The 25,451-nt window shown below is 71.7% G+C and carries 20 protein-coding genes; 3 read left to right on the top strand and 17 right to left on the bottom strand.

Going from position 1 to position 25,451, the window contains the following annotated elements:
• Positions 1–24: 24 nt before the first annotated feature.
• The 6 genes from NMK44_RS00820 to NMK44_RS00795 all read right to left on the bottom strand — a co-directional run bounded on the left by NMK44_RS00820 (position 25) and on the right by NMK44_RS00795 (position 7,016).
• Positions 25–1,632 carry a monocarboxylic acid transporter gene (locus NMK44_RS00820; protein ID WP_254737166.1) on the bottom strand — a complete coding sequence of 536 codons (1,608 nt, stop codon included), beginning with the start codon at positions 1,630–1,632 and terminating at the stop codon, positions 25–27.
• Positions 1,629–2,081, bottom strand: a complete 453-nt coding sequence (locus NMK44_RS00815; protein ID WP_254737164.1) for a DUF485 domain-containing protein — start codon at positions 2,079–2,081, stop codon at positions 1,629–1,631. Before NMK44_RS00815 ends, NMK44_RS00820 begins: the two co-directional genes overlap by 4 nt.
• 104 nt (positions 2,082–2,185) lie before the next feature.
• On the bottom strand, positions 2,186–2,932 hold the full coding sequence (locus NMK44_RS00810) for a response regulator transcription factor (RefSeq protein ID WP_308358005.1): 747 nt from the start codon (positions 2,930–2,932) through the stop codon (positions 2,186–2,188).
• Positions 2,933–3,083: 151 nt separating this feature from the next.
• Positions 3,084–4,238 carry a sensor histidine kinase gene (locus NMK44_RS00805; protein WP_254737163.1) on the bottom strand — a complete coding sequence of 385 codons (1,155 nt, stop codon included), beginning with the start codon at positions 4,236–4,238 and terminating at the stop codon, positions 3,084–3,086.
• Entirely contained in the window at positions 4,235–4,735 is a 501-nt protein-coding gene (locus NMK44_RS00800; protein ID WP_254737162.1) for a DUF1453 domain-containing protein, read from the bottom strand. The genes NMK44_RS00805 and NMK44_RS00800 overlap by 4 nt, the downstream gene beginning before the upstream one ends.
• Before the next feature lie 157 nt (positions 4,736–4,892).
• Entirely contained in the window at positions 4,893–7,016 is a 2,124-nt protein-coding gene (locus NMK44_RS00795) for a DNA gyrase/topoisomerase IV subunit B (RefSeq protein ID WP_254737161.1), read from the bottom strand.
• Positions 7,017–7,457: 441 nt separating this feature from the next.
• On the opposite strand from NMK44_RS00795, the gene NMK44_RS00790 reads away from it, so the two are divergent.
• The gene (locus NMK44_RS00790) at positions 7,458–7,688 is read left to right on the top strand and encodes a DUF7455 domain-containing protein (protein ID WP_176180246.1); all 231 of its coding nucleotides are present in this window, start codon (positions 7,458–7,460) and stop codon (positions 7,686–7,688) included.
• A gap of 127 nt (positions 7,689–7,815) precedes the next feature.
• On the opposite strand, the gene NMK44_RS00785 is transcribed toward NMK44_RS00790, so the two are convergent.
• The 6 genes from NMK44_RS00785 to NMK44_RS00760 all read right to left on the bottom strand — a co-directional run bounded on the left by NMK44_RS00785 (position 7,816) and on the right by NMK44_RS00760 (position 17,234).
• The gene (locus tag NMK44_RS00785; protein ID WP_254737160.1) at positions 7,816–8,655 is read right to left on the bottom strand and encodes a S1 family peptidase; all 840 of its coding nucleotides are present in this window, start codon (positions 8,653–8,655) and stop codon (positions 7,816–7,818) included.
• Between the two features lie 213 nt (positions 8,656–8,868).
• A complete protein-coding gene (locus NMK44_RS00780; protein WP_254737159.1) occupies positions 8,869–10,440 on the bottom strand; it encodes an RNA polymerase sigma factor in 1,572 nt (523 codons plus the stop codon).
• Between the two features lie 704 nt (positions 10,441–11,144).
• Positions 11,145–12,095, bottom strand: coding sequence for a FadR/GntR family transcriptional regulator (locus NMK44_RS00775; protein ID WP_308358002.1), 951 nt, complete (start codon positions 12,093–12,095; stop codon positions 11,145–11,147).
• Positions 12,096–12,288: 193 nt separating this feature from the next.
• Positions 12,289–14,592 (bottom strand): ATP-binding cassette domain-containing protein, encoded by a 2,304-nt coding sequence (locus NMK44_RS41935; RefSeq protein WP_302887642.1) that lies wholly within the window; start codon positions 14,590–14,592, stop codon positions 12,289–12,291.
• 129 nt (positions 14,593–14,721) lie between these two features.
• Positions 14,722–15,480, bottom strand: coding sequence for an NUDIX hydrolase (locus tag NMK44_RS00765; RefSeq protein WP_254737157.1), 759 nt, complete (start codon positions 15,478–15,480; stop codon positions 14,722–14,724).
• Between the two features lie 143 nt (positions 15,481–15,623).
• Positions 15,624–17,234, bottom strand: coding sequence for a DUF4192 domain-containing protein (locus NMK44_RS00760; protein WP_254737156.1), 1,611 nt, complete (start codon positions 17,232–17,234; stop codon positions 15,624–15,626).
• Between the two features lie 110 nt (positions 17,235–17,344).
• On the opposite strand from NMK44_RS00760, the gene NMK44_RS00755 reads away from it, so the two are divergent.
• Positions 17,345–19,531 carry a RecQ family ATP-dependent DNA helicase gene (locus NMK44_RS00755; RefSeq protein WP_254737155.1) on the top strand — a complete coding sequence of 729 codons (2,187 nt, stop codon included), beginning with the start codon at positions 17,345–17,347 and terminating at the stop codon, positions 19,529–19,531.
• Between the two features lie 256 nt (positions 19,532–19,787).
• Positions 19,788–20,408, top strand: a complete 621-nt coding sequence (locus NMK44_RS00750) for a hypothetical protein (protein ID WP_374215208.1) — start codon at positions 19,788–19,790, stop codon at positions 20,406–20,408.
• A gap of 80 nt (positions 20,409–20,488) precedes the next feature.
• Here NMK44_RS00750 and NMK44_RS00745 read toward each other — a convergent pair whose 3' ends face one another.
• From NMK44_RS00745 to abc-f, 5 genes are all read right to left on the bottom strand, one after another.
• The gene (locus tag NMK44_RS00745) at positions 20,489–21,151 is read right to left on the bottom strand and encodes a hypothetical protein (protein ID WP_254737154.1); all 663 of its coding nucleotides are present in this window, start codon (positions 21,149–21,151) and stop codon (positions 20,489–20,491) included.
• Between the two features lie 67 nt (positions 21,152–21,218).
• Positions 21,219–21,920: a ribonuclease HII gene (gene rnhB, locus NMK44_RS00740; protein WP_254737153.1), complete on the bottom strand. Its 702-nt coding sequence runs from the start codon at positions 21,918–21,920 to the stop codon at positions 21,219–21,221.
• A 189-nt stretch (positions 21,921–22,109) separates the two neighbouring features.
• Positions 22,110–23,003 carry an ADP-ribosylglycohydrolase family protein gene (locus NMK44_RS00735; RefSeq protein ID WP_254737152.1) on the bottom strand — a complete coding sequence of 298 codons (894 nt, stop codon included), beginning with the start codon at positions 23,001–23,003 and terminating at the stop codon, positions 22,110–22,112.
• A gap of 11 nt (positions 23,004–23,014) precedes the next feature.
• On the bottom strand, positions 23,015–23,674 hold the full coding sequence (locus NMK44_RS00730) for a histidine phosphatase family protein (protein WP_254737151.1): 660 nt from the start codon (positions 23,672–23,674) through the stop codon (positions 23,015–23,017).
• 9 nt (positions 23,675–23,683) lie between these two features.
• Positions 23,684–25,330 (bottom strand): ribosomal protection-like ABC-F family protein, encoded by a 1,647-nt coding sequence (abc-f, locus tag NMK44_RS00725; protein WP_254737150.1) that lies wholly within the window; start codon positions 25,328–25,330, stop codon positions 23,684–23,686.
• Positions 25,331–25,451 lie beyond the last annotated feature (121 nt).

Below are 25,451 nucleotides of genomic sequence, written 5' to 3'. Positions count from 1 at the left end.
GCCGCACGGACCCGGCCGCGGCCCTCACGCCGCCCCGGCCCCGGTGAGCGCCCGCACCTCGGTCTCCGCGTGCTTGGCCGCGTGTCCGGCGGTGTCCGCGGTCGTACGTGAGGTGACCGTGCCGAGCCAGCCCGCGAGGAAGCCCAGCGGCACGGAGACCAGTCCCGGGTTCTCCAGCGGGAAGAGCTGGAAGTCCAGCCCGGGGAAGATCGCGCCCGGACTGCCGGAGACCACCGGGGACAGCACCACCAGCACCACCGCCGGAACCAGCCCTCCGTAGACCGACCACACCGCGCCCCGGGTGGTGAAGCGCCGCCAGAACAGCGAGTACAGCAGGACCGGCAGGTTCGCGGACGCGGCGGCGGCGAAGGCGAGCCCGACCAGGAAGGCCACGTTGAGGTCCTGGGCGAGCAGCCCGAGACCGATCGCCACGGCGCCGATGCCCACCGCCGCGAGCCGCGCGACCGCGACCTCGCGGCGCGGGGTGCGGTCCTTCCGGCGGCTGAGCGAGGCGTAGAGATCATGGGCGACGGAGGCGGAGGAGGCGAGGGTGATGCCCGCGACGACGGCGAGGATGGTGGCGAAGGCGATGGCGGCGACGACCGCGAACAGCACCGTGCCCCCGGTCGACCCGGCGCCGCCGCCGAGATCCAGCGCGAGCAGCGGGACGGCGGTGTTCCCGGCCGCGTTGGAGGACCGTACGGCATCGGTGCCCAGCACCGCGGCCGCGCCGAAGCCGAGCACGATCGTCATCAGGTAGAAGCCGCCGATCAGGCCGATGGACCAGATGACCGAGCGGCGCGCGGCACGGGCGGTGGGCACCGTGTAGAAGCGCGAGAGGATGTGCGGCAGCCCCGCGGTGCCCAGCACCAGGGCCAGTCCCAGGCTCACGAAGTCCAGCCGCGCGGTCCAGTCGCCGCCGTACTTGAGGCCGGGGGCGAGGAAGTCGGAGCCGTGCCCGCTGTGGCGCGCCGCCGAACTCAGCAGCGCGTCGACGTCACCGTGGAAGCGGATGAGGACGAGGACCGTCAGCGCGACCGCCCCGCCCATGAGCAGCGCGGCCTTGACGATCTGGATCCAGGTCGTGGCGCGCATCCCGCCGAGCGCCACGAAGACCACCATCAGGGTGCCCACGCCGATGACCGTCCAGGTGCGGGCATGAGTGCCGGTCTCACCGAGCAGCAGTGCGACCAGGCTGCCCGCGCCGACCATCTGGGCGATGAGGTAGAGCACGCAGACCGTGACCGAGGAGATGCCTGCGGCAATCCGGACCGGACGTTCGCGCATCCGGGCGGCCAGGACGTCGGCGAGGGTGAACCGGCCGCAGTTGCGGACCAGTTCGGCCACCAGGAGGAGCACCACCAGCCAGGCCACGAAGAAGCCGACGCAGTAGAGGACCCCGTCATAGCCGAAGAGCGCGATCAGCCCGGAGACGCCGAGGAAGGACGCGGCCGACATGTAGTCACCGGCGATCGCGAAACCGTTCTCCATGGGCGAGAAGAGCCGTCCACCCGCGTAGAACTCCTCCGGTGAGCCATGCCGGCGGCGCCCCGCCCAGGTGGTGATCCCCAGGGTGGCGGCCACGAAGACGCCGAAGAGCAGCAGCGCCAGGCTCTGTTGGTTGCCGGTCACCGCCCGTGCCCCCGCATCATCTCCTGGGTCACCCAGCGCAGTTCGAGCGCGACCCGGTCCCGGCGCAGCCGTGCGTGGCGGGCGTACGCCCAGGTGAGGAGGAAGGTGGTGGCGAACTGGGCGAGCCCGGCGACCATCGCGACGTTGAGGGCGCCGACCACGGGGCGGGCCATCAGATCGGGGGCCGTGGTCGCCGCGACGACATAGACCAGATACCACAGGAGGAACGCGGCGGCCGCGGGGAACACGAACCGGCGGTAGCGCCTGCGCACTTCCTGGAACGCGGCGCTGCCGTGCACCTCCGTGTACACGTCCTCCGCGGCCGGCGGGCTCACCCGCCGGGGTCTGCTGTCGGTGTCGTCCGGCTCTCCCCAGCCGGACGCGAGCGCGTCGTACCAGGGATCGTCCAGCCGGGCCGCTCCCGTATCGCGCGCGTTGTGCATGTCCACCCGAAAACTCCTTGTTCACTGCCGCATCGGCCGCGTGCCCAAGGATGGACAGACAGGGAAGATCCCGGACCCTTCAATACCGGACGTTCACCCCATCAGGTGACTCAGGTGACGAACGGCTCGGAAGTGTCCCCTGGTGGCCGGGCGATGCCGTGCCGGTAGGCGTAGCGGACGGCCTGGGCCCGGTCGCGTACACCGCTCTTGGAGAAGAGGTTGTTGATGTGGGTCTTCACGGTCGCGGGGGCGACGTGCAGACCGCGCGCGATCTCCGCGTTGGAGAATCCCTCCGCGACCAGCGCCAGAACCTCCGCCTCGCGTGGGGTGAGGCCGTCGGGCAGCGCGCCGGGCACACCGGTCACGGCACCGGACGGCCGGGGCGCGGGAGCGGGCCGGTCGCGTTCGGCGAGCCGCTCCAGCAGCATCCGCTGCACCTTCGGGGAGAGCCCGGCGTCCCCGGACATCACGTCCTGGACGGCCCGCAGGATCTCGTCCGCGTCGGCGTCCTTGGTGAGATAGCCGCGGGCCCCGGCGCGCAGCGCGGGGAAGAGCGAGTCGTCGTCGGCGTAGGTGGTCAGCACGACGACCTGGGTGTCCGGATGGGCGGCACGCACCCGGCGGGTGGCCTCGACCCCGTCGCAGCGCGGCATCCGCAGATCCATCAGGACGACGTCGGGGGCCAGTTCGGCGACCAGCCGCAGTGCCTCCTCGCCGTCACCGGCCGCTCCGACGACCTCGATACCGGGGAGGAGGCCGAGCAGCATCACGATGCCCTCGCGCACCACGGTCTGGTCGTCGGCCACCACCACCCGCGCGGTCACCGGCGGCGCCGCTCCCGTGCCATCGTCCCTCACCCGTCCACCGTCCCCTCGGTTGCCGCGGCCGTACCCCGCGGCACCTCTTCCGCCCCGGGCCGTCGGCTTCTGCGCCCACGCCCCCTCAAACCTCCCGTGCGCCACGCGCCCCCGCGAGCCCGTGCCATCTCGTTCACCGCTTCCGCCCCGTTCACAGCGGCACCGTCAGCCGCACGGTGAACCCTTGCCCCTCCGGCCCCGCCTCCAGGGTGCCGCCGAGGAGTTCGGCGCGTTCGCGCATCCCCAGCAGACCGTACCCGGAGCCCGTAGCGGCCAGACCGGCGGCCGGCGGGGTCTCGCGGGCGCCGTCGTCGCTCACCTCGAGCGACACCTCACGCTCCGCGTAGACCAGCCGCAGCCGCACTCGCGCACCCGGCGCGTGCTTGCGGACGTTGGTCAGCGCCTCCTGCGCGACCCGGCGCACCGCGAGCCCCGCCTCGGCGCCCAGCCGCCTCCGCTCCCCCTCGGCGGCGAACCCGGCCCCTTCGGCCGCCGCGGAGTCCCGCAGGAAGTCCTCGACCGGCACCATCTCACCGCGCAGCGCCGACAGCGCCTGCCGGGTCTCGGTGAGCCCCTCGCGGGCCATCCCCCGCGCGGCCACCACACGGTCCAGGACCTTGGCGGAATCCTCTCCGCACTCGATCATCAGCCGCGCCGCCTCCAGGTGGACGAGCTGGGCGGACAGGCTGTGCGCCAGCACATCGTGGATCTCGCGGGCGATCCGGGCCCGTTCGGCCAGCGCCGCCGTCTCGGCCTCGGCGCGCCGGGCGGCCCGCTCCTGGTCGAGCAGCCGGTAGCCGTTGCCCCGGGCGTCGCTGTCGAGGCGGAGGGTGTAGCCGATGAGCAGCAGACCGGCGCCGGTGATGACACCGCCCGCCGAGGGATCGGCGCTGGTGAGCACCGAGGACACCATCGCGATGCCCCCGCAGACCGCCCCCGCGAGCAGCGGCAGCCGCTCCATCGCGACGATCGCGACGGCGCCCCAGAGCACGTCCGCCGGGTGGTCGGCACCGGCCGCCCGCATAGCCGCCCCCGCGCCGATCAGCAGGCCCATCAGCGCCACGGCGGGCAGCAGCCGGTGGTCCAGGGTGACCCGGCGGAAGACGAACAGCGCGACCGTGCACCCGGCCAGCGCGCCGATCAGCACCGCCCGTTCCCACCCCGGGAGGCCCTCGTCGCGGAACAGCCCCCGGACCAGCCAGCACACCGCGGTCGTCCAGCCGCAGATGTCGAGCACCCGCCGGATCCTGGGCAGTCCCTGACCCGACAGCGCCTGCCGTGACGGCCACCGCGTTGCCGCTCTCATCGACCGAACGCGCCTTTCTCCACGCCGAGCGTCATCCCCTCCGGGCCGGCGCTCCGCAGAACGGCGACGGCACCGCTCAGCAGCAGCGACACCGCCAGGGTCAGCATGATCGCACCGTTCTCCTGGCGCACCCCCGCGAGCGCGCCCGCTCCGGCCAGGGCCAGCCGGAGCACCAGACCACCGGCCCAGACCGCCGCGGTGGCCTTCCCCGCTTGTGCCCAGACCGCGCCGGACTCATCCGTCCAGACCCGGCTGGTCCAGGCCCAGGCGGCCCCGGTGAGGGCGCCGACGAGCAGATCCCCCACCAGCAGCGCCACGGACGCCAGATGGTGACGGTGGTCGATCAGCCCCGGTTCGCGCAGCGCCAGCGCGCCGAGCACGACCGGCAGCGCCCACCAGCGCCGTACGTCCTCGGCCACCCTCCGCGGGCGGAACTGACGGACGATCACGGCGACGATCACCGCGGCGATCACGACGGCATGGGGAAATCCGGACATCACACAGAGCCTCCGAGAGGGACATCACTACTCCCGGGGACGCTACGGACCGGCGGGGCCGGTGCGGATCGGAGCCGGGGTGGGTCCCGGGGCCGCTGATGGCTGAGGGCTCTCCACCCGCGGGTGGAGAGCCCTCAGCCATCAGGCCGGGTGCCGGTCAGGCGTCGATGCGCGAACGGTCCAGGGTGGCCGCGGAGTTGGTGATGAACTCCTTGCGCGGCGCGACCTCGTTGCCCATGAGCAGGTCGAACACCTGCTCCGCCGCCTCCAGGTCGCTGATGTTGATACGCCGCAGGGTGCGGTGGCGCGGATCCATCGTGGTCTCCGCGAGCTGGTCGGCGTCCATCTCACCGAGACCCTTGTAGCGCTGGATGCCGTCCTTGTAGCGCACACCGCGGCGCTGGAGGTCCAGCAGCGTCTCCCGGAGCTCGTTGTCGGAGTAGGTGTAGATGTACTTCGACTGGCCCCGCTTGGGATTGACCAGCTCGACCCGGTGCAGCGGCGGCACGGCCGAGAAGACCCGCCCCTGCTCGACCATCGGCCGCATATAGCGCTGGAAGAGGGTGAGCAGCAGGATCCGGATGTGGGCGCCGTCGACATCGGCGTCCGCGAGGAAGATCACCTTGCCGTAGCGGGCCTGGTCGATATCGAAGGTGCGGCCCGAACCGGCTCCTATCACCTGGATGATCGCACCGCACTCGGCGTTCTTCAGCATGTCGGAGATCGACGCCTTCTGAACGTTCAGGATCTTGCCACGGATCGGCAGCAGTGCCTGGAACTCCGAGTTCCGCGCCAGCTTGGCCGTACCCAGCGCCGAGTCGCCCTCGACGATGAACAGTTCGCTGCGGTCCACGTCGTCGCTGCGGCAGTCGGCCAGCTTCGCGGGCAGCGAGGAGGACTCCAGCGCGGTCTTACGGCGCTGCGCCTCCTTGTGCTGACGGGCCGCGATCCGGGTGCGCGCCGCGGCGGCGACCTTCTCCAGGATGGCCCGGGCCTGTGCCTTGGCGTCCCGCTTGGTGGAGGTCAGGAACGCCTTCAGCTCCTTGGCGACGACATTGGCCACGATCCGGGAGGCGGCCGAGGTGCCCAGCACCTCCTTGGTCTGCCCCTCGAACTGCGGCTCGGCCAGCCGCACGGTCACCACCGCCGTCAGGCCCTCCATGGCGTCGTCCTTGACGACGTCGTCCTCGGCGACGCGCAGCGTCTTGGTGCTGCGCAGCGCCTCGTTGACGGTCTTGGTGATCGAACGCTCGAACCCGGAGACGTGGGTGCCGCCCTTGGGGGTGGCGATGATGTTGACGAAGGACTTGACCGTGCTGTCGTAGCCGGTGCCCCAGCGCAGCGCGATGTCGACAGCGAGCTCACGGGTGACCTCGGTGGGCGTCATATGGCCGCGCTCGTCCAGGACCGGCACGGTCTCCTTGAAGGTGCCCTGTCCGGAGAGACGCTGCACATCGCAGACGGCCTTGTCCTGGGCGAGGTACTCACAGAACTCGCTGATGCCGCCGTCGTAGCGGAAGGTCTCCTCGACCGGTCCGGTCTCCCCGTCGAGACCGCGCTCGTCCCGGACGATCAGAGTGAGGCCGGGGACCAGGAAGGCGGTCTGACGGGCACGGGCGTACAGGGTGTCCAGGGAGAGCTTGGCGTCCTTGAGGAAGATCTGCCGGTCCGCCCAGTAACGGATACGGGTGCCGGTGCGCGTCTTGGGAACCCGCTTGCCCTTGAGGAGGCCGCTGGAGGGGTCGAAGGGCGCGTCGGGGCCGGATTCGGTGAAGATCCCGGGCACCCCGCGCCGGAAGCTGATCGCGTGGGTCTTGGCGTCGCGGTCCACCTCGACGTCCAGACGGCTGGAGAGCGCGTTGACCACGGAGGCTCCGACGCCGTGCAGACCGCCGGAGGCCGCGTAGGAGCCGCCTCCGAACTTGCCGCCCGCGTGCAGCTTGGTCATCACGACCTCGACACCGGACAGCCCGGTCTTCGGCTCGACGTCGACCGGGATGCCCCGGCCGTTGTCCCGGACCTCCACCGAGCCGTCGTCGTGGAGGATCACCTCGATACGGTCGCAGTAGCCGCCGAGGGCCTCGTCCACCGAGTTGTCGATGATCTCCCAGAGGCAGTGCATCAGACCACGGCTGTCGGTGGACCCGATGTACATACCGGGACGCTTGCGCACGGCCTCGAGGCCCTCGAGGACGAGAAGGTGCCGCGCGGTGTAGTTGGAGCCGCCCCGGTCTGCTCCGGTCAGCAGCGCAGTGGACGGCACGGACGTGTCGGCGGTCACGCGGTTCGCTCCTCGCTGAATTTCTTGGTTGGCCCGACTGTGGGCACGGTGTGGCTGGGTCGCCCGTCAGAGGGTACCGAGGCTTGATAGAGCCTTTGTGCCGCCACCCGTGAAACGTCCATGCTAGTCCAGCCATCACATGTTTCGCTCGTACGTTCGATAGCCCGTTGGGGTGACGCACACATCACGTTCCCTTTCAGGCATGAACCATTTAGGCTCCGGGCACGTCCTCATGAACAACCGGCAACCCAGTCGGTTGGACACAACCGACCAAACGACGTGAATCTGTAAACCATCGCAATACGGCTCATTCGCCGCCAACCGTCACCATCCGGCCTACTCAGAAGCAATCTTTGGGGAAAAGCCACGAGCGGGAACGATTTCGGGCTGGTTGGATGTTGACCCTGGTACGACAGCTCGTCGAGCTAGAGAAGAGGCGACGTGACTACTGTTCTGACACCCGCGAGCCCACTGACGGCCGCTGACCGCTGCGACCGCTGCGGCGCCCAGGCTTACCTGCGCGTCGTCCTGATGAGCGGCGGTGAACTGCTCTTCTGTGCCCACCACGGGCGCAAGTTCGAGCCGGAACTCAAGAAGATCGCCGCTGAGATACAGGACGAGACCGAGCGGCTGACCGCCGTTCCGGCGTCCGCGTCCGAGGACGAACGCTGACGCTTCGCACCACCCACGACGACGAGCGACGCCGGCCCAGGGCCGGAACCCGGGCGGCTCGCCCCCAGCAGGGGGCGGCCGCCCGCGCTCGTGTCAGTGCTCATGTCAGCGCTCGTGCCAGGAGCCGTCACCGGCTCGATCCATGGGCGGCCACCAGCGGCGCCACCGCTGAGATCCTCGTATACACACCGGGCTGGCCCGCCACCGCGCAGCCGCTCCCCCAGGACACCAGGCCCACCAGCCGTCCCCCGGCCACCAGCGGCCCTCCGCTGTCGCCCTGACAGGCGTCGTGCCCGCCGCTCGGCAGCCCCGCGCAGACCATCGAGTCCGGCTGGTACTGCCCCTCGGCACTGCCCGGATAGGCCGCCGCGCAGGTCGCGTCGTCCAGCACCCGGACCGTGGCCATCCGCAGGGTCGAGGCATAGCTGCCGTCACCCTCCGTATCGCCCCAGCCGTACACCGCCGCCCGGATACCGGGCTGGTACGCCGGGTCCCCGTGCTGCGCCATGGGGAGGACGTAGGCGGACGGCAGTGGGCGGCTCAGGGTGATCACCGCGACATCACCGGCCCGCTCATCCGCCGCGTAGGCCGGATTCACCCACACCTGGGTCGCCGGGTACTCCACCCCGGCGGTCCCCCGCAGATCATTGCGTCCGACGATCACCCGGAGATCCCGCACCTCCTGCCAGCTCCGGCCGAGCACCGCCCGGCTCAGACAGTGGGCCGCCGTGAGGACCGTCGTCGGGGTGACCACCGCACCGCCGCAGAACTGACCGGAACGGGTGGTACCGAACACCGCACGGCTGGACAGGGCCACCACCCACGGTGCCTCGACCGTGCGGACCGCCTGACCACCCACCACCCCGCGATCGGCCGTCGCCGGTGCCGGAGAGATCAGCACCAGGGCGAGGGCAGCGGACAGCGGGACCGCGAGAACGGCGAGGAGTGGGCGGAACGACCTACGCATACAGCCTCCTGACCGTGCGGAGCGTGGCGCACACCCAGCGTCACCCCGCCCGATGGAGACCGCATCCGGTAGTGGTCCATCCGGGGTGCCCGGCCACTCATGGCCTCACGGACGGACGCGAACACGGACAGCGCGAAGGCCGGACCCCTGCTCGGGGTCCGGCCTTCGTCGTGCCGATGTCATCCACCACGGCCGCCTGCGGCCGCGGAAGGATCAGTCGAGGTAGTCGCGCAGCACCTGCGAGCGGGACGGGTGGCGCAGCTTCGACATCGTCTTGGACTCGATCTGGCGGATGCGCTCACGCGTCACGCCGTAGACCTTGCCGATCTCGTCCAGCGTCTTCGGCTGCCCGTCGGTGAGGCCGAAGCGCATGGAGACCACGCCCGCCTCGCGCTCGCTGAGGGTGTCGAGCACCGAGTGGAGCTGCTCCTGGAGCAGCGTGAAGCTGACGGCGTCGGCCGGGACCACGGCCTCGGAGTCCTCGATGAGGTCACCGAACTCGCTGTCGCCGTCCTCGCCCAGCGGGGTGTGCAGGGAGATCGGCTCACGGCCGTACTTCTGGACCTCGATGACCTTCTCGGGGGTCATGTCGAGCTCCTTGGCCAGCTCCTCCGGGGTGGGCTCACGGCCCAGGTCCTGGAGCATCTGGCGCTGGACGCGCGCGAGCTTGTTGATGACCTCGACCATGTGCACCGGGATACGGATGGTGCGGGCCTGGTCGGCCATGGCGCGGGTGATCGCCTGACGGATCCACCAGGTGGCGTACGTGGAGAACTTGTAGCCCTTGGTGTAGTCGAACTTCTCGACCGCGCGGATCAGACCCAGGTTGCCCTCCTGGATCAGGTCCAGGAAGAGCATGCCGCGGCCGGTGTAGCGCTTGGCCAGCGAGACCACCAGTCGGAGGTTGGCCTCCAGGAGGTGGTTCTTGGCGCGGCGGCCGTCCTCGGCGATGATCTCCAGCTCACGCTTGAGCTTGGGGGCGAGCTTGTCCGAGTTGGCCAGCTTGTCCTCGGCGAACAGCCCCGCCTCGATGCGCTTGGCGAGCTCGACCTCCTGCTCGGCGTTGAGCAGCGGGACCTTACCGATCTGCTTGAGGTAGTCCTTGACCGGGTCGGCGGTGGCACCGGCCGCCGCGACCTGCTGCGCGGGGGCGTCGTCCTCGTCCTCGTCGGAGAGCACGAAGCCCTGGTTCTCGGGCTCGCCCTCGGCGCCCTCGGGGCCGCCGGGCTTGCCCGTCGGCGCCTCTTCCAGCACGTCCTCGCCCTCGAGGAGCTCGTCGGCGGCGTCCTTCTTGGCGGTGGTCTTCTTCGCCGCGGTCTTCTTGACCGCGGTGGTCTTCTTGGCCGCGGCCTTCTTCGCCGTGGTCTTCTTCGCGGCGGCCTTCTTCGCCGGGCCCTCGGCGGACTCGTCGGCGCTCGCGCCCGCGGCGGCCGTGGGAGCGGCCGGAGCGGCGGGGGCCTTCTTGGCGGCAACCGTCTTGGCCGCGACGGATTTAGTGGCGGTGCGCTTGGCCGGGCTCTTCGCTGCGACGCTCTTGCGGGTGCGCTTGGGCGCTTCTGCGGCACTGACCATCAGCGTCACACCCTCCTCGTCGAGGATTTGGTTGAGGCTGCGCAGTACGTTCTTCCACTGGGTTGGCGGAATCTGGTCAGCCTCGAAGGCCCGACGCACGTCATCGCCGGCGATCTGCCCCTCAGCCTTTCCCCGCTCGATGAGCGCCATCACAGACTCGGACTCGGCGATCTCCGGCGGGAGCGTACGGGATGTGCTGGCCGACACGAACAACCTCTCGGAACGTTGGAAACGGCTTCCGGCTCCGTCCGAGGAGGACGGGAGCCGACGACCGCCGGCAAGGATGAACCGACGGCGCGGAGCGGAGTGCGGAGGAGTACAGCGTTGCGAGCGACATCCATATTCCCTCCGCGGCTGCCACCTCTTTAATCATCGCTCTGCCCCAAAGAGCGTTACGCCCAATCGTCGTGGCCCGAGTCACACCCCATAACGGTATTAATACCCACCTAACCGGACAGATAACTCCGAGTTGATCACGTGCGGATTCCGCACATGGCACTGGTCACACCGATGCGCCCGCCCGCGGGATCGCGTCGGTCGCGATCCCGCGCGCCGCGCCGCCGAACCCACGACACGGATTCGGCGGCGCGGCCCGCATACGCCGTACGGCATCCACCGGGCCCTCGCCCGCCCGCCGGACCCTCGCTCACCGCTCGCGGTCCGCCCGGCTTCGACACCGTACGCCGTACGTCCTCCGCGCGTTCGCACCCGCCGCCCGCCGCCCGCCCTGCGGCTTCCGGACACCGCGCACGTCCGCACATCGGCCAGTCCGCACGTCCGCCCGTCCATCCGGTCCACCGGGCGCTCCGGTCCGCCGGGCGCTCCGGTGCGGCACCGCACGGGGGCGGGCGCTGCATACGGGCGCTGGTATACGGCGGACGCGCGACATCCCGGGGCGCGCGGAACGCGCCGTGGGATCAGTGCTCGCGCGGCGCGGGCACCCCGACCTCGGCGTGATCGAGATCCGGGTGGACGGTCAGCAGCTGACGCATGGCGCCTTCGGCCGCCGCGGCATCGCCCGCGGCGACCGCCTCGACGATCCGGCGGTGGTGGCCGACGCTCGCCTCGGTGAGGCGCTCACAGCCGGTGCTGGGCGCACCGGAGACGTGCAGCGCGGCGCCGACGATCCCCGCCAGGTGCTCCAGCATCCGGTTGCCGCCGACCTGGAGGAGCAGGGCGTGGAACTCGGCGTCGGCGCGGGAGAAGGTGAGGGTGTCGCCCTGGGTCAGGGCATGGCCCATGATCTCGGCCATGTCGGCGAGCCGCTGCTGGACGTCCTCGCGGCCGTGGCCCGCGGCGAGGCGGGCGGCCAGCGGCTCGATCGTCCAGCGCAGCTCGCACAGCTCACGGCGCTGGTCGTCACGCTGCGGGCCGAAGGCGCGCCATTCGATGATGTCGGGGTCGAGGAGGTTCCAGTCGCTGACCGGGCGGACCCGGGTACCGACGTTGGGGCGCGCGCTGACCAGGCCCTTGGCCTCGAGGACGCGCAGGGACTCCCGAACGACGGTGCGGGAGACCTCGAAGCGCTGGCCGATCTCCTCGGGGACGAGGGGGCGGTCCGCGCCCAGGTCGCCGGAAACGATCATCTGGCCCAGCTGCTGGACGAGTTGGCCGTGCAGCCCACGGCCCCGGTTGCCGGCTGCGCGTCGGCCCACCCGCCCGATTTCCGCGTCGGCGCCGTCCCAGGAGGGAGCGCTGCCGCGGTCGGCGCCGGGGGCGTCGGCGTAGGAGTAGCGGTCAAGCTCGCCCGAGCCGGCCAGGCCGGAGTCGGCGGGACGAGCCGCGGTCATCGTGGTGTGCGCAAGGGTACTCACGCATCCTTTGTCGGCGACGCTCCGAAGCCCCTTGAGGTCTTTGGTGAAAAGCACACGAAAGGGTGATCGCCCATTACCTCATAATTGACGCTCAATCGGACAGAAAGCAGCACCCTTCGCGGAGTTGCGAGCACTTCGTGCGATGGACCTGCGAAACGGCCCCCGACCTGGTCCGGTAGGGCGCCGCCGCATGGAGACGAGGTGACCTGGCGCCGGAGCGCGGGCCGGACGACCGGCCCGCGGCGCACTACTGGCGCGTACTCCTGCCACGCAACCCGGTGAGGGCATACGCGCACAACAGGACGGCCACCGACAGCATCAGCGCCTGCCCCATGGGCTGACCGGCGAGCCGCATCAGGACTGCGAACATCCGGTCGAATTCGGAGGTCGGGCGTTCGAGTGCCTCGGCGCGCAGCCGGTGCGGAAGCATGGCCAGCGAGCGCAGCTCCGGCTCCCGCAGAACACGCCGCACGACGGGCACCGCCAGGACCGGCACGGCGAGCAGGGTCGCCAGCCCGAGCGCCGTGGAGCGGAAGACTCCGGCGGCGAGCAGTCCGGCCCATCCCGAACCGACGGTGAGACCGATGAGACTGGCGGTCAGCTCGGGCCAGTCCCCCGGCAGGGGCACGGCGTCACCGCCGACGAGCAGCAGGAGGGCCGCGCTGTCGAGGACCACCACGCCGATCGACAGCATGATCGCCGCGGCGGCGCAGACCACGAACTTCGCGGAGAGCAGGCCGAGTCGGCGAGGCACGGTGTCACGCGCGGGAGCCAGCGCCGGATAGCGGAACTCCTCCCCGAAGGCGAGCGCACCCAGGAGCCCGGCACCGATGGCGACCGGCGGCAGCGGCAGGTCGACGGGCCAGCCGGTGACCCGGTGGAGCTCACCGGTGATACCCGCGCGGGCCAGCAGTACGGAGGCGAGGAGCGAGGTGACGATCGACGCGACGACGATCATCCAGCCGGTCCGCACACCCGTGGCGCGGCGCAGTTCGTATCGCATCGGCCAGGCGGGGCCGGGGAGGCGGAGCCGGGGCAGAAAGCGGGGCGGCGGAGCCTCGGGGTCACGGGCGCGGGCGCCCGAGGAGGTCGCCGGCCCCATGTCGGCGGTCTCCTCGACCAGCCGGTGCACCACGATGCCGTGGCGGTAGGCGGCCTCCCCGACGGAGGCGGTGGGGAGGCCGTAGACCGAGATGTGCACCTCGTCGTCGTGCACCACGGAGAACGGATCGGCGAGCGCGCCCGCCTCCATGTCGAGCTCGGCGTCGGCGACGGTGTGGGCGGCGGTCGCGGTGCCGGACCCTCCGGCGACGCTCTTGCCGTTGCGGGCTGCCTCGCCCTCGGCCGCGACGGTCCGGATCTTCGCGGTGGCCGCCGTGGGGGCGGTGGCCGCGAGCGCGACGGTGGGCGCCGTGGTGGAGACCGTGGAAGCAGTGACGGTGGTGGCAGTGGTGGAGGCGGAGGTGGTGGTGGCAGCAGGGGCTGCCTGGGCCCCTGGGGTGACCGAGGCCATCGCCGCGGTGGCCGAGGTGGCTTCCGCGGCCCGGCCGGCGCGCCCGGCCGGGGCTGTCGCCTCAGCCGCCGCTCGGGTGCGGAACCGGAATCTGAAGCGGCTCTTCGACTCCGTCGCCTTCTGCGCCTTGGCCGCCTTCGCTGTCTTGACCTTCTTGGACGAGCCGTTGGCGGCTCCGGCCGCCGAGCCCGCGGTCGCGGGTTCGCCCGCCTTGGCGGCGGCCTCCGCGGCTTCGGCTTCCCTGGCCGCGAGTGCCGCCTTGGCCGCGGCCTTGGCCGCCGCCTCCGCCTCGGCGGCCTGCCGGATGGCGTGCGCCTCGTCCTCGAGCACAGCGGCGAGTCGCCCGGCCAGCGGGGAGCGGACCACCACCCGGGGCCGCAGCCGGGTCCGGGCGAACTCCTCGACCGTCTGATCGGCGATCAGCCGTCCACCCTCCAGGGTCAGCACCTGGTCGGCGAGACGGACGACGCCCTCGGGGTCGTCGGAGGTGACGAGGACGGCACCGCCCTGTGCGGCGAACCCGCGCAGCAGCCTGTGGAGCCAGGCGGTCTCACGGCGCGACAGACCCCGCGCGGGGTTGTCGAGGATGAGGGTGTGCGGGTCCCCGAGCAGCGCGGCGGCGACGCCGAGGCGGCGCTCCATCCCTGCGGCGAGATCCCCGATACGCTCGTCGGCCAGATCGGTGAGGCCGACGACATCGAGCACCACATCGGCGCGGGAGGAGGGCACCCCGACCGCTGCTCCCAGCATCCTCAGATGGTTGCGCGCCGTGCGGCCCGGGTGGCCGGGCACATCCTCGAGCAGGACGCCGATCTCACGGGCCGGGCGCCTGATGCGGTGCAGGGGCCGCCCCCGGAAGAAGGCGGAGCCATGGCCTCGGTCGAGCTGCAACAGCAGGCGCAGCGCACTGGTCTTCCCCGCGCCGGAGCCACCGAGGAGGACGGTGACACGGCCCGGTGGAGCCTCGAAGGTGAGATCGTCGATAACGGGCGGGTGGTTGCGGCGGGGGGTGCTGGTCAGTCCGGTGGCCTGAATCATTCCTTCTCCCGCGGGGCGTGGAACCGCTCGGTGGCACGTGGGGACTGGTGACGTACCGGAGCACGGTAACCCGCTATGTCCTAATTCGTCGGAACCTCACCCTCTGACGAGTCGTCGTGTCATGGGCCATCACACTTCGGGGCGGAGCATGGGCGGATTGAGGAGCGTCGCGCCCCCGGCCCGGAACAGCTGGGCGGGCCGACCGCCCTGACGGGTCGTCGTTCCCCCGGTGGGCACCAGGAATCCCGGGGTGCCGGTGACCTTGCGGTGGAAATTGCGCGGGTCCAGGGCCACGCCCCACACCGCCTCGTAGACCCGGCGCAGCTCGCCGACCGTGAACTCCTGCGGACAGAAGGCCGTGGCCAGGGAGGAGTACTCGATCTTGGAGCGGGCGCGTTCCACCCCGTCCGCGAGGATCCGGGCGTGGTCGAAGGCGAGCGGAGCCGACTCGCCGTCCCGGCCGAACGCTCCCTCCTGGTCGAGGAGCGTCTCCACCGGAGCCCAGCGCACGCTGTGTGCATCCCCTCCCGGCCGGGGCGCGGGCAGATCGGGCGCGAGCGCGAGATGCGCAACGCTGACCACGCGCATCCTGGGATCGCGCTTCGGGTCGCCGTAGGTGGCGAGTTGCTCGAGGTGCGCGGCGTTCGGCGGGGCCGGGAGGGCCGGATCGTGAGCAAGCAGCCCGGTCTCCTCGGCCAGCTCCCTGGCCGCCGCCATCGCCAAGTCCTCATCGGCCCGCACGAATCCCCCCGGGAGCGCCCATCGCCCCTTGAAGGGCGGCTCTCCACGGCGGACGGCCAGCGCACACAGCGCGTGCCGCCGCACGGTGAGCACGACCAGGTCCACGGTGACGGCGAACGCCGGAAAGGCCGAAGGGTCGTAGGGCATGACGCGATCATAGTCGTCTGCCTGACGATAAACAGGGTCTTCAGCATGATCGTGGATGTTCCTGAGATCGCTCTCTCCCCCGTATCCTCGCGCGATTCTCGCAACTGTCTCCGAATGCCGCGCACCCCGGAACGCCGCCGCGGTCAGCGTCGGCTGTGCGTCCCCCGGCCTCCGGTACGGCGTCGGGTGCGCGGCCTGCCCTCCGGACGACGCCTGCCTCCCGGAGCCGTCGCCGCCACGGGTCCGCCGGGTCCGGTCCTCCCGCCTGTCCCCCGCTGCTCCGGCGGCCGCTCGCCCTCGCCCGCCCGGTCCGTCTCGCCCGGTCGGCCCGTCTCATCTACCCGGTTCGCTTCGTCCACCCGGTTCGTTTCGCTTCCTCGCCGTCCGGACCTCTCCTCGTACCGCGCCTCCTCGTACCGCGCCGCTTCCGTCGTCTCGCTGATCGCCCCCGCCGTGCCGTGCGGGCTCTCCGCCGTTTCCCCCGCATCCGCCGCTTCCACCGCGTTCGCCATGTCCGGCGCGCCATCCGTGTCCACCGTGTGTGCCGTGTCCGCCGCCCCGCCGGGACCCCATGGCTCCTTGGCGCCGGCCCGTGCCAACTCCTCCTGGACCGCGGCGTGCACGGCTCGGTCCACTCCGCCCTGGCGAAGACAGCGGCGCAGCAGCTCCGGGTTGAGCCCCTCGTTGCACGCCTGGTGGAGCAGCCGGGCGAAGAGGTACTCGGGATCGGCCTTGAGCGCCAGGCTGAGCGCCACCCGGGCGGCGGGCTCATCGCCTCCCGACCACGCGACCCAGCCCGCGAGGGTGAGCGGCGCCGCGGCATGCTCCTCGTAGGAGCCGACGCAGCGGCGGGCCAGCGCCCGCCACAGGCGCAGGGCCGCTTCGGTGTCCGGTCCTTCCATCCATCGCGCGGCCCAGTCCCGTGTCACCCGGTCCTGGAGACCGATGATCACCGCCGCCGCCTCGTCGTCCCTGAGCAGACGGTCGTCACGCAGATCGGCGCCGCAGAGGTCGGCGGCGGCTGGGGCCGAGCGCAGCCGGTCGAGCATCCGCCCCACCAGGATGAGGGTCTCCGCCCGGACCGTGGCGCAGTCGGCGCGCTCCAGGATCCGCGGCACCAGCTCACCCGCGGCCACGTCCAGGGCATGCTCCTGCCCTTGGGCCCGGGGGCCGACCAGCGGTGCCAGCCGCGCTTCCATCTCCCGCAGCGAACCGCGCACATGCACACCAGCGAAGGTCGCGGCGGCGGCCATGACCGAGGTGCCGGGCAGGGCGAGCGGCACGCCCTCCTTGGGGCAGCACCGCTGGTCGGGGCAGACGTAGGACCAGAACCTGCCGTCGGACAGGCACAGCGCCTCGTAGACGGGCACCTCCATCGCCCCGCACGCGACGCGCAGACGCTGGGCGAGGGGTCGTAACCGCTCCACCGTGTCCAGCCCCGACTCGCCCGCGGCCGGATCCTGGCACAGGAACAGGACGATCCCGTCGGGACGCTCGCCGCGTCGCTGACTGCTGGTGATCAGGCATTCGGCGAGCTGGTCGCAGATCTCCGGCCATTCCTCGGGCGCGCCGGGGATACCGAGCCTCAGCCGTCCCCCGAACCGGCCGCGGGGGCCGTGCAGCGCGATCATCACGATGCTGTCGTCGGGGTGAAAGCCGAGAACATAGGGCAGGGCGTCGGCGAGCTCCGCCGGGCTGCGCAAGGTGACCTGGTCCTGGCCGGAGATCCCGGCCGTTTCGTCGTGTCGAGTCATGACCAGACGGTCTCTCAGCCGGGCCGACCCCGCCAGGCCTGTGGATAACGTTATCCACAGGCTGCTCGGCCCGTTCGCGCATTGTCGGGGGGATCGGGTTGCATGGGGGCATGAGCGACGAAGACCTGCGTATCTCGGCCGACCGCGTCCTGGCCCGCCTCGTCGGCGATCCCACCGGCTCGGCGCGGCTCCGAGAAGATCAGTGGCGCGCGATCGAGGCGCTGGTGGCCGAGCGCCGCAGAGCGCTGGTCGTGCAGCGCACCGGCTGGGGCAAGTCCGCGGTGTATTTCGTCGCCACCGCGCTGCTGCGCGAGCGCGGCAGCGGTCCGACCGTGATCGTCTCTCCGCTGCTGGCGCTGATGCGCAACCAGGTCGAGGCGGCCGCGCGCGCCGGTATCCACGCCCGCACCATCAACTCGGCCAACACCGAGGAGTGGGACACCATCCAGGCGGAGGTGGCCGCGGGTGAGGTGGATGTGCTGCTGGTGAGTCCGGAGCGGTTGAACAACCCTGATTTCCGGGATCAGGTGCTGCCCAAGCTGGCCGCCGCCACGGGTCTGCTCGTCGTCGACGAGGCGCATTGCATCTCCGACTGGGGCCATGACTTCCGGCCCGATTACCGCAGGCTGCGCACCATGCTCGCCGATCTGCCGCGGGGCGTCCCCGTGCTGGCCACGACGGCCACGGCGAACGCCCGGGTCACCGCCGATGTCGCCGAGCAGTTGGGGACGGGGAGGCAGGGACAGGACAGCGGCGAGGAGACCATGCGGGCCCTGGTGCTGCGCGGCCCGCTGGACCGGGAGAGTCTGAGCCTCGGGGTGCTTCAGCTGCCGGACGCCGCCCACCGGCTCGCCTGGCTCGCCGACCACCTCGAAGAGCTGCCGGGATCGGGGATCATCTACACCCTGACCGTGGCCGCGGCCGAGGAGGTGACCGCGTTTCTGCGGCAGCGCGGCCACACCGTCGCCTCCTACACCGGCAAGACCGAGAACGCCGACCGGCAGCAGGCCGAGGAGGATCTGCTCGCCAACCGGGTCAAGGCACTGATCGCCACCTCGGCGCTGGGCATGGGGTTCGACAAGCCCGATCTGGGCTTCGTGGTGCACCTCGGTTCGCCCTCCTCCCCCATCGCCTACTACCAGCAGGTCGGCCGCGCCGGCCGAGGCGTGGAGCACGCCGAGGTGCTGCTGCTGCCCGGCCGTGAGGACGAGGCGATCTGGCGGTATTTCGCCTCGCTCGCCTTTCCGCCCGAGGAGCAGGTACGCCGCACCCTGGACGTGCTGGCGGCCGCGGACCGACCGGTCTCGCTGCCGGCGCTCGAGCCGCAGGTCGAGCTGCGGCGCTCCCGTCTGGAGATCATGCTCAAGGTGCTCGATGTGGACGGCGCCGTCCACCGGGTCCGCGGTGGCTGGACCGCGACCGGGCAGCCCTGGGTCTACGACGCCGAGCGGTACGCCTGGGTGGCGCGGCAGCGGGAGGCGGAGCAGCAGGCGATGCGGGACTACGCCTCGTCGGCCGACTGCCGGATGGAGTTCCTGCGCCGACAGCTGGATGACGAGAAGGCGGCGCCCTGCGGCCGCTGTGACAACTGCGCCGGGGCCCGGTTCACCGCCGAGGTGTCCGCGGCCACGCTGGACGCGGCGCGCGGGGAGCTGGGGCGACCCGGTGTGGAGGTGGAGCCGCGCCGGATGTGGCCGACGGGTCTCCCGGCGGTGGGCGTCGATCTCAAGGGCCGGATCCCGGCGGGCGAGCAGGCCGCTCCCGGCCGGGCCCTGGGCCGACTCTCCGACATCGGCTGGGGAAACCGGCTGCGGCCACTGCTCGCCCCGCAGAGTGCGGACGGGCCTGTGCCCGACGATGTGGCGGAAGCGGTGGTCACGGTGCTGGCCGACTGGGCCAGAGGGCCGGGCGGATGGGCGTCGGGGGCGCCGGACGCACCGGCCCGCCCGGTGGGAGTGGTCACCATCGCCTCCCGCACCCGGCCGCAGCTGATCCAGACGCTCGGCGAGCGGATCGCCGGAATCGGCCGGATGCCCCTGCTGGGCACCATCGCCTACCGCGATGGAGAGGTGGACACCCGGGTGCCGCGTACCAACAGCGCACAGCGGCTCCGTGCGTTGCACGGCGCGCTGACGGTGCCGCCCGCGCTGTCGGAGGCCCTCACCGAGGCCAAGGGCCCGGTGCTGCTGGTGGACGATCTCTCGGACACCGGCTGGACCATGGCTGTCGCCGCCCGGCTGCTCCGGCGGGCCGGGGCGGGCGAGGTGCTGCCGCTGGTTCTCGCCGTGCAGGGGTGACGAACACCCGTCCGCGCCGTCGGCGGGCGGCGGGGTGTGCGTGGGCGGCCGGGAATCCGCGGGCGGCCGGGATTTTAGAACGCGCACCAACGTAAATCGGTCAGTGGCGCCAACTGCTCATTGCCGCGCGGGGGCCCGACCGCGAGAATTGACCTCAGCTCCCCGCCCCGGCCAGTCCGTGGTCCCGCTGGGGCAGTGTCGTGGCCCGCGCCCCCGACCCCATACGGATCCTGGGCGCGCTGACGAAGGGAGGACCGTGACCTTCGGCTTCGCCCCGCCACCGTCCGCCGATCCCGCTTCCCGACTGGGGCGGATGCTCGAACCCTCGGAATGGGCCGCCGCCGGTATCCCCCTGCTGCGCAATCCGCGCGAGGTCGTCACCGGACTGCACAACCGCCATACACCGACACCGTCCACGGCGGTCGTGGCGGTGCTGGATCCGGAGGAACGGCTCACGGCCAGCGCGTCGTTCTCCCGGCGCGGCACCGTGGCGGCGGACGGCTGGGAGTTCCGCAACGCGCTGCTGGCCCAGCTGCGCCGGGTCATCCCGCACGACCTGCGGCGCCGCACACCGGTACGCACCGCCGTGCTGCTCTATTGCCGTGACGGCGAGAGCCAGTGGACGCAGGAGGACGGTGCCTGGATGTGGGGGCTGCGAGATGCCTGCACGCTGCACGGGCTGCGCTGCGGTGCATACATCACGCTGACCCGCCACGGCTGGCAGGTCCTCGGCGAAGGGCGGAGCGGCCGTCGGCCGCACTCCGCCTCGCTCCGGACCGCCCTCGGTTTCACCGCCAACGGCGACGGCGGGGCCGCGCCGCTGTCGCCGCCTCGTAGCGGAGCGCATGACGCGCTCAGCCACTCCGCGGCGGTGTGACACCGTCCGGCCGGACGCCGGACAGCTCCGTCACCGTGGACAGAGACTGCCGGGCACCGGGCGTACGAGGCCGTGCGAGATCAGACACCCGCGGCGATCAAGGTATTGATGCGCTGCGGGTCGCCGCAGACGACCAGCAGCTCACCGGCTCCGCTCATCGCGTCCGGCAGCGCCCGGGCGATGGCGTCGTCCGCCCCGCCGTTGACGGCGACGACCACGACGGGACGGCCCTTGGCGCGGTCGGCTTCCGCCGCGGCGTAGAAGACGTCGTCACCGGCGTCGAACTGCGCCCAGTAGGACGCCTCGCCGAAGGACAACTCGTGGGCCGCCCACGGATGCTGGTCCCCGGTGGTGAGCACCAGGATGTCACCGGGTACCCGACCGGAGTCCAGCAGCAGGTCGACCGCCTCGTCCGCCGCGTCCAGAGCGCCGTCCACCGGAGCGGGGATCAGCTGGATCTGGGGCGCGGCCGTCGCGGCGGCAGCGGGAGCGGGCTTGGCAGCCGGGGCCGCGGGCGCGGCCGGCAGGGGCTTCGTCGTATCGCTCGTGGAGCGCTGCGACGGAGCCGACGAGGTCCCGGCGGTACCGCGGCTCGGGCCGGGGTTTCCGGGCCGCCGCGGGGCGGGCCGGGGACCGGGACCAGGAACAGGACGAGGGGTCGGCGCGGTGCGGCCTGCGGCCGGTGTCGCGCGAGGACCCGGGACACTCTCGTGAATCTGAGGCTCCTCGGGGATGAGAGGCATGGGCTGATGTCTATCAAACGCCGGTGCGATTCGCATCGGCGGGTGGCGGTTTTGACCGCTGGTCTGCTCAGAAGTCGAAGCCGAGTTGGCCTTCGCCCTCCAGCCCGACCGGTTCGGGTGCGGTGCGCACCCGCTTGAGGTGCCGCCACCGGGGCAGCCCGTCCAGGTAGGCCCAGGACAGCCGGTGGTGGGGGGTGGGCCCCAGCTCCCGCAGTGCGGCGCGGTGCACGGGGGACGGATATCCGGCGTTGTCACCGAAGCGGAAGTCCACGTGAGCGGCTCCCAGTTCGGCCATCATCGCATCCCGTCGCACCTTGGCGATCACGGAGGCTGCGGCGACGGCCACACAGGACTGATCGCCCTTGATGACCGTACGAACCGTCCAGGGAGAGCCGAGGTAGTTGTGCTTGCCGTCCAGGATCACCGCGTCCGGACGGACGGGCAGCCCGTCGAGCGCCCGTGTCGCGGCGAGCCGGAGGGCAGCCGTCATCCCCAGGTCATCGATCTCCTCGGGAGAGGAGTGACCCAGGGCGTGCGCGGTGACCCACGTCTCCAGCTCCTGCGCCAGCGTCGAGCGCTTCTTGGGGCTCAGCAGCTTGGAGTCGGTGAGCCCGGTCGGCGGACGCCGCAGACCGGTGATCGCCGCGCAGACCGTCACCGGCCCGGCCCATGCCCCGCGCCCGACCTCGTCGACACCGACGACGATCTTTGCTCCTGTGGTGGCGCGGAGCGAGCGCTCGACACTGTGGGTGGGCGGTTCATAGGCCATGGCGAGGACAACATTACGCCGCCCCCACGGAGGTCCGGAAGCGGGTTCCGTGGCCACGGGGTCCAGCCGGCGGCATCCGCCGCCCTTCCGGCGCCGGCGGTGCCCCTCCGGTCCAACACCGCGCCGCGGGCGGGCGGTTCGTCCGGGGGTTGACCGCGGAGCGGGAGCCGGTCACCGGGCCACCGGACGTCAGGCGGGCGGCTCGGGCAGCCAGCCGGGCAGCGTCTCGGTGCGCTCCTGCCACGCACCGGGCGGTGCCCCGGCCGCCGCGGCGGCGATCACGCCCCCGGTGATGGCACAGGTGGTGTCCACGTCCCCACCGGCCTGGGCGGTCCGCCAGAACGCCTCCTCGAAGGAGCCCAGGTGGCGGGCCGCGGCCCACAGGGCGAACGGCACGGTGTCATGGGCGCTGGTGCGGCGACCGCATCCGAGCACCGCAGCGACCGTGCCCGCGTCCGCGTAGTCGAGCATGTCCCGGGCACGGCGCAGCCCTGCCTGCACGGCGCTGCGGGGCACGGCCTCGGTCACGCGGTCCAGCAGGTCTTCCGGTCCGGAGTGGCTCGCGGGGTCGGCCACCAGCGCGGCCGCGGCGGCCACCGCCATCGCGCCCGCCACCGCCTCACGGTGCTGGTGCGTGGTGTAGGCCGAGATCTCCGCCTGGTGGATCGCCTGCTCCACGTCACCCGCGTACCAGGCGCCGAGAGGGGCGATCCGCATGGCGGCGCCGTTGCCCCAGGAACCCTGCCCGTTGAACAGGGCTGCGGCCAGGTCTCGCCAGTCACCCCCCTCTCTGACCAGCCGGAGCATCCGGTTCACGGCGGGACCGTAGCCCCGGTCGAAATCATGGTGCTCGGCGAAGGACCGGGCGAGCTCGTCCTGGTCGATCCGCCCGTGCGAGGCCAGGACGGCCAGGACGGAGCTTGCCATTTCGGTGTCGTCGGTCCACTGCCAGGGGGCAGGGGGCAGCTCACGACGCTTGAGGAACGGATAGTTGGCGGGTACGAAGAACTGGGAGCCGAGGGCATCGCCCACGGACAGCCCGCGCAGGCTCCCGAGGGCCCGGTGGAAACGGTCAGCGGTCATCGCTGGGCACTTTAGCCGGTGAGACCGTACGGCTCGGGGGTGCACCAGCGCTCGAAGGGCCGGTCGAGGCGGTAGCGACCGTCGGAGCCGAGCAGCAGGGACCGCGTCTCCCCGTTGCCGGGGTTCGACAGTGACTCGAATTCGGCGACGGTCCAGTGCAGCCAGCGCATACAGAACAGCCGCATGGTGAGCCCGTGGGTGACCAGCAGGACGTTCGGCGGATGGGCGGGGTCCTGGAAACTGCGCCACAGGCTCTCCAGGAAGGCGTCCACCCGGTCGTAGACGTCGGCGCCCGACTCGCCCTGCGCGAAGCGGTAGAAGAAGTGCCCGTAGGCGTCGCGGTACGCCTTCTGCTTCCGCACGTCATCGCGGTCCTGCCAGTTTCCCCAGTCCTGCTCGCGCAGCCGCGGTTCCTCCCGGACCCGGGTGCGCGAGGGGTCCAGTCCGAGCAGGGTGAGGGTCTGGTGGGTGCGCCGGTACGGGGACACATAGACCGAAATCCGCTCCTCGCCGAAGGCCGTGCGCAACCGCTTGCCCGCCTCCTGCGCCTGGCGTCGCCCCCGCTCGGTGAGTCTCAGGGCATGATCGGGTTCGCGTTCGTACACCGTGTCATCGACATTTCCCTCCGATTCTCCGTGCCGTATGAGGACGATGCGCCGGGGTCTTGCCATATCGCCACCCTAGTTCGGCGCCATGGCGTGCGCCTCGCTCCCCTTGTCCGCCACCGGCCGCCCGTCGCGGATCTCGCAGCGCCGTCCGGTGAACCGGCTGCGCAACAGCCGGTCGTGCGACACGACCACCACCGCCCCGGTCCACTGGTCCAGCGCCTGCTCCAGCTGCTCCACCAGTCCGAGGGCCAGATGGTTGGCCGGCTCGTCGAGCAGCAGCAGATCCGCGGGACGGGCCAGCAGCCGGGCCAGGGCGAGCCGACGCCGCTGCCCCGCCGAGAGCGATCCCACCGGCACATGAAGGTCACGTTTCTTGAAGAGCCCGAGGGACAACAGCAGCTCGACCTGCTCTTCCGAGGTCCCCGGCAGCCCGCGCCCGAAAGCCGACAGCAGCCGCTCACTGGGCCGGGCGACCGGTATCTCCTGGGCGAGATAGCCGATCCGGCCCCGCCTCACCACCTGACCAGCATCCGGCCGCTCCACCCCGGCCATGACCCGCAGGAGCGTGGACTTGCCCGCACCGTTGGCCCCGTGGACCAGCAGCCTCTCACCGGCGGCGACCGTGAGCCCCTCCACCGCCAGGCGATCCCCCACCCGCACATCACGCAGGCCGACCAGCACACCGCTCTCACCACCCGCCTCAGGGCGCGCGGTGAACCGCAGCGGATCCGGGGGCCGGGGCACCGGAGCCTCCTGGAGCCTGCGCAGCCGCTCCTGGGCGTTGCGCACCCGGCTGGAGACCGAGGACTGCACCCGCCCCTTGTCCCGGTCGTAGGCGACCTTGTTGCCGTCCTTCATCCCCCGGCCGGGAGCGACCCGCCGGGCCACCGTCGTGGCGGCCTCGGCCAGAGCCGCCGTCTCGGCGCACCACTGCTCGTACGCCTGCTCCCAGCGACGGCGCGCTGCGGTCTGCTCGGCGACGAATCCGCCGTACCCCCCGCCGTAACGGACCAGGGTGCGCCGGTCGCCGTCCACCTCGACGATGGCGGTCGTCACCCGCTCCAGGAACACCCGGTCGTGGGAGACCGCGAGGACCGTGCCGGGGTGGCTCCGCAAGGCGTCCTCAAGCCATATGAGGGCGGCGCCGTCGAGATGGTTGGTCGGTTCATCGAGGAGCATCACTTCGGGGGCCGCCGCGATCAGACAGGCCAGACCGAGCCGGGCCTGCTCTCCTCCCGAGAGGCTGCCGAGCCGCCGGTCCCGCCCGATGGTCCCCAGTCCCAGGTCATGGAGAGCCTTGTCCACCCGGGCGTCCGCCTCGTAGCCACCGCGCGCCTCGAAGGAGGTGAGCAGGTCGCCGTACTCGGTGAGCACCTCGGGGGCGCAGTCGCCGAGCTGCACCTCCAGCTCTCGCAGCCTGCCTTCCATGGCGCGCAGCTCGGACAGAGCCGCGTCGATCGCCTCCCCCACCCGGTGATCCGGAGGCAGTTCGGGAGTCTGGCCGAGATATCCCGCACCGCCCTCGGCCACGGTCACCACCGCGCCGTCATCGGACGGTTCGATTCCGGCCAGCACCTTGAGCAGTGTGGATTTGCCCGCGCCGTTCTCCCCGACGATGCCGACCCGTTCACCGGGCCGCACCGAGAAGGACACATCGTCGAGCAGTGTGCGGTCGCCCCGGGACAGGGTGACACCGCGCAGCGAGATCTGAGTGGGCAAAGGCGAACCTCCGAGCGGAGAGCGGACGGGACGGGAGCGGGGAGCCGGACCACTCCAAACACAACTACAGTTGCGTTACCCTCAGCATGCCACGGCAAACCGACTAACACAACTGGAGTTG

The organism is Streptomyces cucumeris (assembly GCF_024295805.1).
Taxonomy (GTDB): Bacteria; Actinomycetota; Actinomycetes; order Streptomycetales; family Streptomycetaceae; genus Streptomyces; species Streptomyces cucumeris.
The sequence above is the reverse complement of the archived record's forward strand: the minus strand, read 5'-3'. Positions and strand labels throughout refer to the sequence as shown.